The following is a 14,163-nucleotide window of genomic DNA, read 5'->3' on the forward strand; positions in this document are numbered from 1 at the left end:
AGGGGGGCGGTACTTCGCGGGGCGCGGCCGACCTGACCGGCCGGGGACTGGCCGCCGTCAGGACCCGTCTCGCTCCTGCTCACCCTGTTCAAGGCGCCCAAGCCCCCCTCGGTGGTGTCGTGTGGTGATGCGGCACTGCTCAACAAGATCGAATCTACTGGCTGGACCGTCGCCGTTGTGACAAGTTCACCATCCGACGCTATGTCGACATGGCAATTTGGCGTGATGCATTCGATCACGAAGCGTGGCACCCGTCGACCCCCCTGGGAAGGGGGCCGCCGCAACCGTGGCTGGTTGCGGTACGACGAAACCCCGTTGACGACGGAGCGCTGTCCTCGTGTGACGTTCTGGAGTGCAGGTATGTCCAACGATGCGCATGTGGCGCGAATTTGACTGAAAATCGGTGTTGCGGAGAAGGGGCGCGCGGTGTCCGCGCGCGCCCGAACGTGCTTCGGCCGGGCGCCGGATCTGACGCTCCGCCGGATCTTCGACCTTGCGCCGGGGTGGTCCTGACGCCCGGTGGGGGACGGGTCCTGCCGCGGCCGGCCCGAACAGGCCAGTCGTCGTGCGGGTCCGGGGCCGCCCGGTGCCGGTCAGCCAGTGGCCGTGGCGGTGGCCGCGGCGGCAGCGGCCGTGGAGGCTCGTCCGGCGGGGCCGCGATGGGGACGGGCGCCCACCCGGAGCGGGGTGCGCGCCGACAGCACCAGGCCGACCGCCTCCGGTAGCCCGGGGGCGCTCAGGGTCGGCCGGTAGCCGGGCTCCGACCACGGGCGGCCGTGGTGCAGCCAGACGCTGCGGATGCCCGCCAGCTCGGCGCCCGCGATGTCGGCGGGCCCGTGGTCGCCGATCATCCAGGTGTCGGCGGCCCAGTCGCCCGAGCCCGCGACCCCGCAGCGCCGGGCGGCTATCTCGAAGATCAGTGGATCCGGTTTGGCGCAGCCGGCCTCCTCGGAGACCACCCAGGCGTCGACCAGCGGGGCGAGCCCGGTCCGCCGGATCTTCTCCAGCTGCGGGCGCGTCTCGCCGTTGCTCACGATGCCCACCGTCCAGCCCGCGGCCCGCGCGGAACTGATCGCCTGGAGATGGGAAAGCGGGCAGCGGATAAGGGAGTTGATGCCTCGCCGGTAGTGCGCGAGCAGTGCGTCCAGCGGGCGGTCCAGGCCGTAACGGCGCCTCGCCGCACCGAGCACGGTGTCGCGTGGGACGTAGCCGCCGCCGTCGAGGGTCACGAGCCAGTCCAGCTCGGCCGAGGGAAGCCCGAATTCGCGGAGGAACTCCTCCGCCCATGCCCGGAAGGCGGCGTCACGTGGAACCAGGGTGTTGTCGAGGTCGAACAGGAGCAGCGGCATGCCGAGCATGTTGCCAGCGGCATAGTCCATGGGGGAACGGTCCGAGCCACGGCCGGATCGCCTCAGCTCTGCTCTTCCGTACCACCCGTACCTGGAGTGTGGCCGACCTGTTGCATCGGCCGAATCTGTCGGGCAAGCTCCTGGGAACCTCACAAGTGGGGGCGCGCGGCTCCGATCACGCGGGGGCGCATGTCGGTGCCTTCACGCCGCGGCCATTCGGCGGATCGTTGCCCTACCGGGCCTTCAAGGCTGGGCGGCCAGGCCGGGGCGTCGTACTCTGAAAGGAACAGGTCACCCACGGTGCCGATCGGCCTCCACCGAGCACGTGCCCATGACTGGCCTGCCGCCTGGGCAGCGCTGTCCTCCCTGTCGGCCCCTCTCACTCGAAGAGTCTCGATTCATGGCCGGTTCTGAGCCTCCCCGACCTTCTGGACCGTTCCGCTCCCTCGGGGCGGCAGACTCCCGCTCGCTGCCCTCCGCAGACCCTCAGGACGTCCCGTCGCGCCCGGCGCCGTCGGTTGCCCGCCGCGCGGTCGGCTGGGCCCGCAGAGGCTGGCCCAGGCCCCGGCAGCGCGGCGGGACGCCGGTCGCCGCCTCGGCCGGCCCCGGCGCGCTGAGCGGGGACTCCGTGGCATCCCCACCCTCGCGGCGCACCGAGTGGTACGAGGGGAAGCTCCCGCAGCAGCAGCCCGAGGCGCCCGGACCGTGCGATCCGGCCTTCCAGCACGGCGTGGTGGTGGGCTTCGACGGGTCGCTCTCCAGCGAGCGGGCACTCGCCTACGCGGTGGGGATGGCCCGGCGCTCCCGGTGCGGCCTGGTCATCGTCCACGTGGCCAACCGTTTGCCGGCCACGGTCTGGGCCGGGTGCGAGCCACCGGTCTTCGTGGATCTGCCGGACCACCGGACCGAGTTGCTCGGCCTGGAGTTGGCCTGTGCCGACTTCCTGGTCGGCGTGCCCTGGATCCTGGTCGAGCGCGGTGGCGACATCTGCCATGAGATCGAGGAGGTCGGCAAGGAGTACGCCGCCGACGCGATCGTGGTGGGCACCACCCACGGGCTGCTGGGGCGGCTGTTCGGTTCGGTCTCCGGCCGGCTGGCCCGGCGCGCCAACCGTCCGGTGATCGTGATCCCCTGAGCGGGCTTCCCCTTCTGTCGGTGCTGGACGTTCTGTCGGTGCTGCACGGGCGATGGGTGGTGGACGGGCCCGCAGTCGGTCGACTGCGGGCCCGCTCGGTGCGACTGATGACCGGTCAGCCGCCGGTGCGTCAGGGTTGATGCGTCAGGACGTGACGCCCAACTCGCGGGCGATGAGCATCCGCTGGACCTCGGAGGTGCCCTCCCCGATCTCCAGGATCTTGCTGTCCCGCCAGAAGCGGGCGACGGGGTACTCGTTCATGAAGCCGTAGCCGCCGTGGATCTGGGTCGCCTCGCGGGCGTTGTCGACGGCTGCCTCGGAGGAGTAGAGCTTCGCGATGGCCGCCTCCTTCTTGAAGGGCTCGCCGAGCAGCAGCCGGGAGGCCGCGTCCCGCCAGGCGAGACGCGCGACATGGGCGCGCGTCTCCATGTCGGCGATCTTGAACTGGATGGCTTGGTTGGCCCCGATCGGCCGCCCGAAGGCGTGCCGGGTCGCGGCGTAGCTGATGGACTGGTCGACGCAGCCCTGGGCCAGGCCGGTGGACAGCGCTGCGATGGCGATGCGGCCCTCGTCGAGGATCCGCAGGAACTGGGCGTACCCCCGGCCCTGTTGGCCGAGGAGGTTGGCTTCGGGAACTCGGCAATCGGTGAAGGACAGCTCTCGGGTGTCGGAGGCGTTCCACCCGACTTTCGAATACTTCTTCGACACCTGGAACCCGGGGGTGCCGACAGGAACGATGATGGACGAGATCTCCCGGCGCGCCGAGGGCTTCCCGTCCTCTTCACTCGAACGAGCGAGCGGTTCGGTGAGCGCGGTGACGGTCACCAGGCCGGTGATGTCGGTACCCGAGTTGGTGATGAAGCACTTGGTCCCGTTGATCACCCACTCCCGGGTGGCCTCGTCGAAGCGGGCGGTGGTCCGGGTGGCGCCGGCGTCCGAGCCGCCCTCCGGCTCGGTCAGCCCGAACGCGCCGAGCAGCTCGCCGGAGGTCAGCCTGGGCAGCCACTCGCGCTTCTGCTCCTCGGTGCCGAAGCGGTAGATCGGCATCGCGCCCAGCGACACCCCCGCCTCCAGGGTGATGGCCACCGAGGAGTCCACCCGGGCGAGCTCCTCCAGGGCGAGGCAGAGGGCGAAGTAGTCGCCGCCCATCCCGCCGTACTCCTCGGGGAAGGGCAGGCCGAACAGGCCCATCCGCCCCATCTCCTTGATGATCTCGTACGGGAACTCCTCGCGCTCGTAGTAGGCGCCGATCGCCGGCGCCACCACGTCGTTGGCGAACTCGGCGACCGTGCGGCGCAGTTCCTCGTACTCGGAGTCCAGTCGGTGGTCGAGCATCGGGTTCCTCCCAAGGTGTGGCCGGGGCTTCGGCCGGAGCGGGGGCGGCACGGGCCGCGTGCGGGGTGTGCCGGACCGGGCCGTGGGCGGGCTGGGCCGACGGCCGGTCCGGGGCGGCGGGTCGCGCCGCAGTGGCTACGGCGTGCCGGAGCCGTCGGACGGGTCGTCGGGGCCGGTGCCGGCCGGTGTGCCGGCCGAGCCGGCCAGCGCCTGGACCGCGCGGGACGGGCTCGGTCGGCCCAGTCGTCCGGCCAGCCAGCCGCTGGTGGCGGCCAGCGCGGCCAGGTCGACGCCGGTCTCGATGCCGAGGCCGTGCAGCATCCACACCAGGTCCTCGGTGGCGAGGTTGCCGGTGGCGCTCTTCGCGTACGGGCAGCCGCCCAGGCCGCCGGCCGAGGAGTCGACCACGGTGACCCCGCAGCGCAGCGCGGCCAGCGTGTTGGCCAGCGCCTGGCCGTACGTGTCGTGGAAGTGCACGGCGAGCCGGCCGACCGGCACGCCGGCCTCGCCGAACGCCGCCAGCAGCGCGGCGACCTGGCCCGGGGTGGCGACCCCGATGGTGTCGCCGAGGCTCAGCTCGGTGCAGCCGAGTTCGAGCAGCCGCAGCCCGACCGCGACCACCTGGGTCGGCGCGACCGGACCCTCCCAGGGGTCGCCGAAGCACATCGAGAGGTAGCCGCGGACCGGCAGGCCCTGACCGGCGGCCCGCCGGACCACCGGCCGGAACATCTCCAGCACCTCATCGACCGAACGGTTGAGGTTGCGCCGGGCGAAGGCCTCGGTGGCGCTGGCGAAGACCGCGATCTCGCCGGCGCCGTGCGCCAGTGCCCGGTCCAGGCCACGCTCGTTGGGGACCAGCACGGGCAGACGCAGGCCGGGGTGGCGCGCGGGCAGCCCGGCCAGCCGGGGCAGCAGCTCCTCGGCATCGGCCAGCTGCGGCACCCACTTGGGGTGCACGAAGCTGGTCGCCTCCACGGTGCGCAGCCCGGCGGCGGCCAGCCGGGTGATGAACTCGGCCTTCACCTCCACCGGCACCAGCGCGCTCTCGTTCTGCAGGCCGTCGCGCGCGCCGACCTCGTGGATCCGCACCCGGGCGGGCAGCGCCGGGTCGCGCACCACGCTGGGCAGGCCGAGGTCGAGCGGGCCGGGCTCGGGGGACGTCGTCATCAGGCCACCGCCTCGGATCCGTCGGCCGGCTCGTCCGGGAGCACGACGGCGAGCAGCTGCTCCATCGCGACCGTGGCCCCCGCGGTGACCGGCAGTTCGCTGACCGTGCCGTCGTGCGGCGCGGCGATCACGTGTTCCATCTTCATGGCCTCCAGGACCAGGAGCGGCTGGCCGCGCCGGACCCGGTCGCCGGCCGCGGCCTTGACCACGGTGACGGTGCCGGGCATCGGTGCGGTCAGCGCTCCGTGATGGGCGTCGGCGGCGGCCGTGCGGTCGGCCACCGGGTCGTAGGGGTGTACCGCCCAGCTGTCGCCGCCGAGTCCCAGCCAGATCACCGGGCCCGTGGCGGTCGCCGTGGGGGCGTTGTCAGTGGCGAGTGCGAAGGTGGTTCGCAGGCCGTCCAGAGTGAGGGACAGATCCGTGGCGCCGAGCGTGGCGCGGGCCCGGCGGATCGGTCCGTCGTCGAGCTGAGTCTCCAGGTCGGAGAGGAGTGGATTGTCTGATGAGTGGGTCGTCGTCTCGGTGCTGCCGGGGCGGACCCGTACCGAGACCGGATCGTGCCCGGCGATCCGGAGGCGGTGCGTCGTCCACGCCGGTTCCCCGGTCAGGCGCCAGCCGGAGGGGAGAGCGAACGGGTCGGTCCAGCCGTCGGAGGCGGCGGTCGGGGCGAGCCGCAGGTGCCGCGCGAGTGCGGCGGCGAGGTAGACGGTGTCCGGTGCGCCGGGTGCGGTGCCGGCGTGGTCCGGCTGGTCGGCCAGCAGTTCGGGGGTCTGCTGGGCGGCCCGCTCGACCAGGCCGGTGTCGAGCCGGCCGGCGACCACCTCGGGGTGGGCGAGCAGGCGGCGCAGGAAGCCCGCGTTGGTGGTCACGCCCAGGATCCGGGTGTCCGCGAGCGCGGCGCGCAGCCGGTGCAGGGCGGTCGCGCGGTCCGGGCCGTAGGCGATCACCTTGGCCAGCATCGGGTCGTAGGAGCTGGTGACGGCGGTGCCTGCGGTGAGGCCGGAGTCGACCCGGACGCCTTCGCCGGTCGGCTCGTCGAGCAGCAGGATCCGGCCACCGGTCGGCAGGAAGTCCCGCGCCGGGTCCTCGGCGCAGATCCGGGCCTCGACGGCGTGTCCGAGGAAGGAGAGATCGGTCTGGGCGAAGGACAACGACTCACCGGCGGCGATCCGCAGTTGCCACTCGACCAGGTCGAGCCGCTCCGGGCCGAGTGCCCCGGGACCGGAGGGCGCGACGGCGAGGGCGAGTTCGGTCACGGGGTGTTCCACCTGGAGGCGGGTGTTCATCTCCATGAAGAAGAACTCGCGGACGGCGCCGTCCTCACCCGGCTGGTCGGGGCGCGGGGCACGCGGGTCGTCACCGGGCACGATGAACTCCACCGTGCCGGCGCCGGTGTAGCCGCAGGCCTCGGCCGCCCGGACGGCGGCGGCGCCCATCGCGGCCCGGGTCCGCGGGTCGAGCAGGACGGAGGGCGCCTCCTCGATCAGCTTCTGGTGCCGGCGCTGGAGGCTGCACTCGCGTTCGCCGAGGTGCACGGTGGTGCCGTGGGCGTCCGCGAGGACCTGCACCTCGATGTGCCGGGGATGGTCGACCCAGCGCTCCAGCAGCAGGGTGTCGTCGCCGAAGGCGGTCCGGGCCACCCGGCGGGCGGCGGCCAGCTCGGCCGATAGCTCGGCCGGGTCGCGGACCAGCCGCATGCCCTTGCCGCCGCCGCCGGCCGACGGCTTGATCAGCACCGGGTAGCCGATCTCGTCGGCCGCCTGGGCGAGTTCCTCGTCGCTGGTCGCGCCCGCCCGGCTGCCCGGGACGACGGGGACGCCGACCGCGCGGACCGCCTCCTTGGCGTTGATCTTGTCGCCCATCAGCTCGACCGCCTCGGCGGGCGGGCCGATGAAGACCAGTCCGGCTTCGGCGCAGGCCCGGGCGAAGCCGGGGTTCTCGGCCAGGAACCCGTAGCCGGGGTGGACGGCCTGGGCACCGGTGCGCCGGGCTGCGGCGATGATCTGGTCGCCGCGCAGGTAGGTCTCGGCGGCGCTGCTGTCGCTGCGGTCGGCGGGTCCGAGCCGGACGGCGAGGTCGGCTTCGTGGACGTGCCGGGCGTCCGCGTCGGCGTCGCTGTACACGGCGACCGACCGCACGCCGAGCCGTCGGAGGGTACGGATGACCCGGACGGCGATCTCGCCGCGGTTGGCGACCAGGACGGTGTCGAACATGGGAGGTGTTCCTCCGAACGAAGCGGGGAGAGTGGTGCGGCGCGGGGGGAGCGGTTCGGCTGCGGCGACGGCGCGGCGGTGCCGGGCGGGCCACTACATGCGGAACACGCCGTACGGTGCGGGGGCGGCCAGCGGGGCGTTGGCGCAGGCGGTCAGGGCCAGTCCGACCACCGTCCGGGTGTCCATCGGGTCGATCACCCCGTCGTCCCAGAGCCGGGCCGAGGCGTAGTAGGCGTTGCCCTGGCGCTCGTACTGCTCGCGGACCGGGCGCTTGAACTCCTCCTCGTCCGCGGCGGGCCACTCCTCGCCGCGCGCCTCGAACTGGTCGCGGCGGACGGTGGCGAGCACCGAGGCGGCCTGCTCGCCGCCCATCACCGAGATCTTGGCGTTCGGCCACATCCAGAGGAAGCGGGGCGAGTAGGCCCGGCCGCACATCGAGTAGTTGCCCGCGCCGTAGGAGCCGCCGATCACCACGGTGAGCTTCGGCACCCGGGTGCAGGCGACCGCGGTGACCATCTTGGCGCCGTGCTTGGCGATGCCGCCCGCTTCGTACTGCCGGCCGACCATGAAGCCGGTGATGTTCTGCAGGAACAGCAACGGGATGCCGCGCTGGTCGCAGAGCTCGATGAAGTGGGCGCCCTTGAGCGCGGACTCGGCGAAGAGCACGCCGTTGTTGGCGACGATCCCGACCGGGTGGCCGTGGATCCGGGCGAAGCCGGTCACCAGGGTGGCGCCGTACTCCGCCTTGAACTCGGCGAACCGGCTGCCGTCCACCAGTCGGGCGATCACCTCGCGGACGTCGTACGGCGTGCGCGGGTCGACCGGGACCGCGCCGTACAGCTCGGCCGGGTCGACGGCCGGCGGCTCGACCGGGGCCACCGGCCAGGGCCGGGCGGCGCGCGGGCCGAGGCCGTCGACGATGGTGCGGACGATGGAGAGCGCGTGCGCGTCGTCCTCGGCCAGGTGGTCGGTCACCCCGGAGGTGCGCGAGTGCAGCTCGCCGCCGCCCAGTTCCTCGGCGGTGACCACCTCGCCGGTGGCCGCCTTCACCAGCGGCGGCCCGCCCAGGAAGATGGTGCCCTGGTTGCGGACGATCACCGCCTGGTCGCTCATCGCCGGCACGTAGGCGCCGCCCGCGGTGCAGGAGCCGAGCACGGCGGCGATCTGCGGGATCCCCGCCGCCGAGAGCCGGGCCTGGTTGTAGAAGATCCGGCCGAAGTGGTCGCGGTCCGGGAACACCTCGTCCTGCATCGGCAGGAAGGCGCCGCCGGAGTCCACCAGGTAGACACAGGGCAGCCGGTTCTCCAGAGCCACCTCCTGCGCCCGCAGGTGCTTCTTGACCGTCATCGGGTAGTAGGTGCCGCCCTTGACCGTCGCGTCGTTGGCGACCACCAGCACCTCGCGCCCGGCCACCCGACCGATGCCCGCGATCACGCCGGCCGCCGGGGCGGCGCCGTCGTACAGGCCGTCGGCGGCGAGCGGGCAGAGCTCCAGGAACGGGGAGGCGGGATCGAGCAGCGCGTCCACCCGGTCGCGGGGGAGCAGCTTGCCGCGCGCGGTGTGCCGCTCGCGGGCCCTGGCACCGCCGCCGAGGGCGGCGGCGGAGAGCTTGGCGCGCAGCTCGGCGACCAGCGTCCGGTGCGCCTCGGCGTTCGTCCGGTAGCCGGCCGAGCCGGGCTCGACGGCGGATCGCAACCGTGGCGCGGGGGCGGCCGCGGCCGGGTGCGCGCCCGGGGCGGACGCCGTCTGCGCGGTGCCGCCACCGAGGCCGGCCGCGTCCAGCGGGTGGGGCGCGGTGAAGCCGGGCGTCGACAGGACCATCGCAAGAGCTCCCTTGCTCCCGGAAACCCGGTGGCGGGGCCGTGGTTGGGCCTCGGCCGCCAAGTTAATGGTGGTTAACTCCTGCGGCCAGGTTAACCATCGATAACTCCGCTGTCTACGATGGTCCCCATGTCGAACGTCCCCGCCGCCTCCGCGACCCCGCGCCGTGACCAGATCCGCCGTGAGGCGGCCCGCCTGTTCGCCGCCCGGGGGTTCCTCGGAGTGGGGGTCGACGAGATCGGAAAGGCGGTCGGGATCAGCGGCCCCGGCCTCTACCGGCACTTCTCGGGCAAGGACGCGATGCTGGCCGACCTGCTGGTCGGGATCAGCGAGCGGCTGCTGGAGGAGGGCCGCCGGCGGGCCGGGGCGGCGGACGGTCCGCAGGCCGCGCTGGAGGCGCTGATCAGTGGACATGTCGACTTCGCGCTGGACGACTCCGACCTGATCACCCTGCACGACCGCGAACTGCTGCACCTGCGGGAGGAGGACCGCCGGCGGGTCCGACGGCTGCAGCGCGGCTACGTCGAACTCTGGGTGCAGGTGGTCCGGGAGGCCTTCCCGCGACTGGCCGACCCCACCAGCGAGCCGCTGGCCCGGGCCGCCGTGCACGCGGTCTTCGGCCTGCTCAACTCCACCCCGCACAGCATCGGGGTGAAGCTCGCGCAGGGTGACCGGGTCGGGTTGCCCCGGGCCGAGATGGCGCAGCTGCTGCACCGGCTCGCCCAGGGCGCCTTCGCGGCGGCCTCCGACGGCGTGGCCGAGGGCGTGGCCTGAGGGGCGATCGAGCACGGCGGGCCGGTCGGGCGACGTAGGTCGATCGACCGGCCCGGACCGGTCCCGCCGCCCGGTGTCCCGGCCGGGGCGCCGGGCGCAGCCTGGGGGAAGGAAAATCGGTCGGCCGCCGTTGCAGCGGCCGGGTCCCCGCGGCGCCCCTCGTCTTCGTCATGGACGGCCGCCTCACGAAATGGTTAGTATCCCTAAATATGCCTGAGACTCACGGCTCCATCAGGGAGATACCCTCCGCCGGCGAACCGGCCGCGAGCCCCGCGGCGGTGATCGAGCGGCCCCCGGCCGGCGCACCCGCGCCCGCCGACCGTCCGGCCGACTCCCGCCGGCCCAACGACCCGGGCCCCGGGACGGGCTGGCTGCGTCGGCTGGCCGCCTACAGCTGGGTCTACCGCCGCAACGTGCTGCTCTCCTTCGGCGCCTCGCTGGCCGGCATGGCGGTCACCGCGATCGTGCCGCTGATCGTCCGGTTGATCATCGACGACGTCATCACCACCCACACCCGCGCCCTCGCCCCCTGGGCCACCGCCCTGGTGGTCGCCGCCCTGCTGGTCTTCGGCTGCACCATGGTCCGCCGCTACTACGGTGGCCAGCTCGCCGTGGACGTCCAGCACGACCTGCGCACCGCCCTGTTCCGCTCGCTCACCCGACTGGACGGTGTCCGGCAGGACCAGCTGGACACCGGCCAGGTGGTCGGCCGCGCCACCTCCGACCTGCAGCTGATCAACGGTCTGCTGTCGATGCTGCCGATGATGACCGGCAACCTGCTGCTCTTCGTGATGTCCATCCTGGTGATGCTCTGGCTCTCGCCGGTGCTCACCCTGGTGGCCCTGGTGATGGGCCCGGCCCTGTACGTCATCGCGATCCGCAGCCGCCGCCGGCTCTTCCCCGCGACCTGGGCCGCCCAACAGGAGACCGCGGCGGTGGCCGGCGTGGTGGACGCCGCGGTCGGCGGCGTCCGGGTGGTCAAGGGCTTCGGCCAGGAGGAGCAGGAACTCGACAAGCTGGAGGGCGCCTCGCGGACGCTCTACGCCGCCCGGCTCCGGGCGATCCGGCTGAACAGCCGCTACTCCCCGGCGATGCAGGCGATCCCGGCGCTCGGCCAGGTCGCGGTGCTCGCCCTCGGCGGCTGGCTGGCGGTGGACGGCGAGGTCACCCTCGGCACCTTCGTCGCCTTCTCCAGCTACGTCAGCCAGATGACCGGCCCGGTCCGGATGCTCACCATGCTGCTGACCGTCGGCCAGCAGGCCCGGGCCGGTGTGGAGCGGGTCTTCGACCTGATCGACGAGCGGCCGCTGGTCCAGGAGCGACCGGACGCCCACCCGCTGCGACCGGTCCCCGGCGCCCCCGCGCTGGAACTCGACCAGGTCGACTTCCAGCACCACACGGCCGACGGCAGCGCCCGCCCGGTGCTGAACCGGCTCAGCCTGACCATCGAGCCCGGCGAGACGCTGGCCCTGGTCGGTGCCTCGGGTTCGGGCAAGTCCACCGTCGCCCAACTGGTGCCGCGGTTCTACGACCCGAGCGCCGGCACGGTCCGGCTGTACGGGCAGGACCTGCGCGAGCTCACCCTGGAGTCGGTGCGCGGCGTGGTCGGCGTGGTGCCGGAGGACAGCTTCCTCTTCTCCGACACCGTCCGCAGCAACATCGCCTACGGCCGCCCCGACGCCACCGACGAGGAGATCGAGGCCGCCGCCCGGGCCGCCCAGGCCGACGGCTTCATTCGTGAACTGCCGGACGGCTACCTGGCCAAGGTCGGCGAGCAGGGCCTGACCCTCTCCGGTGGCCAGCGCCAGCGGATCGCGCTGGCCCGGGCGATCCTCGCCGACCCACGGGTGCTGCTGCTCGACGACGCGACCTCGGCGGTCGACCCGCAGATCGAGGCGGAGATCCACGAGGCGCTGCGCAGCGTGATGACCGGCCGCACCACGCTGCTGATCGCCCACCGCCGCTCCACGCTGCAGCTGGCCGACCGGATCGCGGTGCTCGACCGCGGCCGGCTGGTCGACCTCGGCACGCACGAGGAGCTGACCGACCGATGTCCGCTCTACCGGTCCCTGATCACCGACCCCGAGGCCGGCGCCGGCCACCCGGTCGAGCCGGCCGAGCCGGAGCCCGCCCCGGCGGCCACCGCGCCGGCCGTCGGTCCGGGTCGCGGCCTGCACGGCGTGCTCGCCGCCCGGGCCGCCGACCCCGAACTGCTGGCCAAGGTCGCCGCGCTGCCGCCGGCCGTCGACACGCCGGCCGTCCCGCGCGCGGCGGCCGCCGCCGGGGACCCGCACTTCACCCTCGGCCGGCTGCTCCGCCCCTTCCGCGGCATGCTGGCGCTGGACCTGGTGCTGCTCGCCCTGGACGCGGTGGCCGGCCTGGTGCTGCCGGTGCTGATCCGGCACGGCATCGACGACGGCGTCTCCAAGGCGGCGATGAGCGGGGTGGCCGTCGCCTCGCTGGCCGCGCTGGTGGTCGTGCTGTTCGACTGGGTGGTGCAGGTCGCCGAGACCCGGGTCAGCGGCCGGACCGGCGAGCGGGTCCTCTACACCCTGCGACTGAAGATCTTCGCGCACCTCAACCGGCTCGGCCTGGACTACTACGAGCGCGAGCTGGCCGGCCGGATCATGACCCGGATGACCACCGACGTCGACGCGCTGTCCAGCTTCCTGCAGACCGGCGTGGTCACCGCCGTGGTCAGCCTGCTGACCTTCTTCGGGATCTTCTTCGCACTGCTGATCATCGACGTGGGCCTGGCGCTGACCGTCTTCACGGTGCTGCCGCCGCTGGTGGTGGCGACGGTGGTCTTCCGGCGGAAGTCGCTGGCGCAGTACCAGATCTCCCGCGAGCTGATCAGCACGGTCAACGCGGACCTGCAGGAGAACGTGGCCGGGATGCGGATCGTCCAGGCGTTCCGGCGGGAGGCCGGCAACACCGAGCGGTTCGCCGCCACCGGCCTCGCCTACCGGCACGCCCGGGTCAAGGCCCAGCTGTACATCGCGCTGTACTTCCCCTTCGTGCAGTTCCTGTCCAGCGTCTCGGCGGCCCTGGTGCTGATCGCCGGCGCGTCCCGGGTCGACGCGGGTACCCTCACGGTCGGTGCCCTGGTCGCCTACCTGCTCTACATCGACCTCTTCTTCGCGCCGGTCAACCAGCTCTCGCAGATCTTCGACGGCTACCAGCAGGCGGCCGTGGGCCTGGGCCGGATCCGCGAGCTGCTGCGCACCCCGACCACCACTCCGAACGCCGTCGACCCGGTCCCGGTCGGGCGGCTGCGCGGTGAGATCCACTTCGACGGCGTGGACTTCGCCTACAACGGTGGCGGCGAGGGCAACCCCCAGGTGCTCTCCGGCGTCGACCTGCGGATACCCGCGGGCCAGACGGTGGCGCTGGTAGGCGAGACCGGCGCGGGCAAGTCCACGCTGGTCAAACTGGTCGCCCGGTTCTACGACGCGACCGGCGGCACGGTCCGGATCGACGACACCGACATCACCCGCTACGACCTGACCGACTACCGGCACCGGCTCGGGGTGGTCCCGCAGGAGGCCTACCTCTTCGCGGGCACGGTCCGCGACACCATCGCCTACGGCAGACCGGAGGCGAGCGATGCCGAGGTGGAGGCCGCCGCCCGGGCGGTCGGCGCACACGAAATGATCAGCGGACTGCCCGGTGGCTATCAGCACGAGGTGGCCGGCCGCGGCCGCAACCTCTCGGCCGGCCAGCGCCAGCTGATCGCGCTGGCCCGGGCCGAGCTGGTGGACCCGGACATCCTGCTGCTCGACGAGGCCACCGCCGCGCTCGACCTGGCCAGCGAGGCGCTGGTCAACCAGGCGGCCGACCGGCTGCGGGACGGCCGGTCTGACCGGCCCGGCGGCCGCACCACGCTGGTGATCGCGCACCGGCTGACCACCGCGGCCCGGGCCGACCGGGTGGTGGTGCTGCACCAGGGCCGGGTGGTCGAGGACGGCACGCACGCCGAACTGCTGGCCGTCGAGGGGTACTACGCCCGGCTCTGGCGGGCCTTCATCGCGGACGGGCACCCGGCGCCGGTGGTCGGCTGACCGGCCCGGGGAGCGGTCAGGCGGCGAGCAGCGCGGTCAGCAGGGCGGAGACGTCGGTGCCCCGCGGCAGGTCGCTGACCTGGCCGTCGCCGACCTCGACCACCATCCACTCGCCGCTGTCCGCGCGCAGCGCCAGGTCGGTGGTGACGAACCGGCAGCCGAGCGCTCGGACCAGGGGGGGGGGGGGGGGGGGGGGGGGGGGGGGGGGGGGGTGCGGGGGGGGGGGGGGGGGGGGGGGGCGGCGCGCAGTTCCTAGCTCAGCTCGCCCGGGCGGTCGGGGATGATCTCGCGGCTACTGACCCGTTCGA

General features: G+C 73.3%; 8 protein-coding genes and 1 pseudogene. 3 read left to right on the forward strand and 6 right to left on the reverse strand.

The annotated features are described in order from the left end of the window. Positions 1–593: 593 nt before the first annotated feature. The gene (locus tag ACZ38L_RS15110) at positions 594–1,379 is read right to left on the reverse strand and encodes an HAD family hydrolase (RefSeq protein ID WP_465692953.1); all 786 of its coding nucleotides are present in this window, start codon (positions 1,377–1,379) and stop codon (positions 594–596) included. A 667-nt stretch (positions 1,380–2,046) separates the two neighbouring features. Between ACZ38L_RS15110 and ACZ38L_RS15115 the strand changes: the two are divergent. Further along, positions 2,047–2,484, forward strand: a pseudogene (locus ACZ38L_RS15115) (universal stress protein); the annotation flags it as partial. A gap of 144 nt (positions 2,485–2,628) precedes the next feature. On the opposite strand, the gene ACZ38L_RS15120 reads toward ACZ38L_RS15115, so the two are convergent. The 4 genes from ACZ38L_RS15120 to ACZ38L_RS15135 form a co-directional block, all read right to left on the reverse strand. Beyond that, positions 2,629–3,819 (reverse strand): acyl-CoA dehydrogenase family protein, encoded by a 1,191-nt coding sequence (locus ACZ38L_RS15120; RefSeq protein ID WP_465692955.1) that lies wholly within the window; start codon positions 3,817–3,819, stop codon positions 2,629–2,631. A gap of 135 nt (positions 3,820–3,954) precedes the next feature. Then, complete coding sequence (locus tag ACZ38L_RS15125; protein WP_465692957.1) at positions 3,955–4,986, reverse strand: hydroxymethylglutaryl-CoA lyase; 1,032 nt, start codon at positions 4,984–4,986, stop codon at positions 3,955–3,957. Beyond that, positions 4,986–7,199, reverse strand: a complete 2,214-nt coding sequence (locus ACZ38L_RS15130) for an acetyl/propionyl/methylcrotonyl-CoA carboxylase subunit alpha (RefSeq protein ID WP_465692960.1) — start codon at positions 7,197–7,199, stop codon at positions 4,986–4,988. Before ACZ38L_RS15130 ends, ACZ38L_RS15125 begins: the two co-directional genes overlap by 1 nt. A gap of 93 nt (positions 7,200–7,292) precedes the next feature. Next, entirely contained in the window at positions 7,293–9,020 is a 1,728-nt protein-coding gene (locus tag ACZ38L_RS15135; protein WP_465692962.1) for a carboxyl transferase domain-containing protein, read from the reverse strand. Between the two features lie 129 nt (positions 9,021–9,149). On the opposite strand from ACZ38L_RS15135, the gene ACZ38L_RS15140 reads away from it, so the two are divergent. Both ACZ38L_RS15140 and ACZ38L_RS15145 read left to right on the forward strand, forming a co-directional pair. Beyond that, positions 9,150–9,794: an SACE_7040 family transcriptional regulator gene (locus ACZ38L_RS15140; protein ID WP_465692964.1), complete on the forward strand. Its 645-nt coding sequence runs from the start codon at positions 9,150–9,152 to the stop codon at positions 9,792–9,794. A 209-nt stretch (positions 9,795–10,003) separates the two neighbouring features. Continuing rightward, the gene (locus ACZ38L_RS15145) at positions 10,004–13,855 is read left to right on the forward strand and encodes an ABC transporter ATP-binding protein (protein WP_465692966.1); all 3,852 of its coding nucleotides are present in this window, start codon (positions 10,004–10,006) and stop codon (positions 13,853–13,855) included. Positions 13,856–13,871: 16 nt separating this feature from the next. On the opposite strand, the gene ACZ38L_RS15150 is transcribed toward ACZ38L_RS15145, so the two are convergent. After that, the gene (locus ACZ38L_RS15150; protein WP_465692987.1) at positions 13,872–14,030 is read right to left on the reverse strand and encodes an ATP-grasp domain-containing protein; all 159 of its coding nucleotides are present in this window, start codon (positions 14,028–14,030) and stop codon (positions 13,872–13,874) included. Positions 14,031–14,163 lie beyond the last annotated feature (133 nt).

Source organism: Kitasatospora sp. NPDC024654 (assembly GCF_055559155.1).

Bases quoted from the DNA above. Each gene is read 5' to 3' on its own strand.
- ACZ38L_RS15110 (WP_465692953.1), bottom strand. From the start codon at position 1,379: ATGGACTATGCCGCTGGCAACATGCTCGGCATGCCGCTGCTCCTGTTC.
- ACZ38L_RS15120 (WP_465692955.1), bottom strand. From the start codon at position 3,819: ATGCTCGACCACCGACTGGACTCCGAGTACGAGGAACTGCGCCGCACG.
- ACZ38L_RS15125 (WP_465692957.1), bottom strand. From the start codon at position 4,986: ATGACGACGTCCCCCGAGCCCGGCCCGCTCGACCTCGGCCTGCCCAGC.
- ACZ38L_RS15130 (WP_465692960.1), bottom strand. From the start codon at position 7,199: ATGTTCGACACCGTCCTGGTCGCCAACCGCGGCGAGATCGCCGTCCGG.
- ACZ38L_RS15135 (WP_465692962.1), bottom strand. From the start codon at position 9,020: ATGGTCCTGTCGACGCCCGGCTTCACCGCGCCCCACCCGCTGGACGCG.
- ACZ38L_RS15140 (WP_465692964.1), top strand. From the start codon at position 9,150: ATGTCGAACGTCCCCGCCGCCTCCGCGACCCCGCGCCGTGACCAGATC.
- ACZ38L_RS15145 (WP_465692966.1), top strand. From the start codon at position 10,004: ATGCCTGAGACTCACGGCTCCATCAGGGAGATACCCTCCGCCGGCGAA.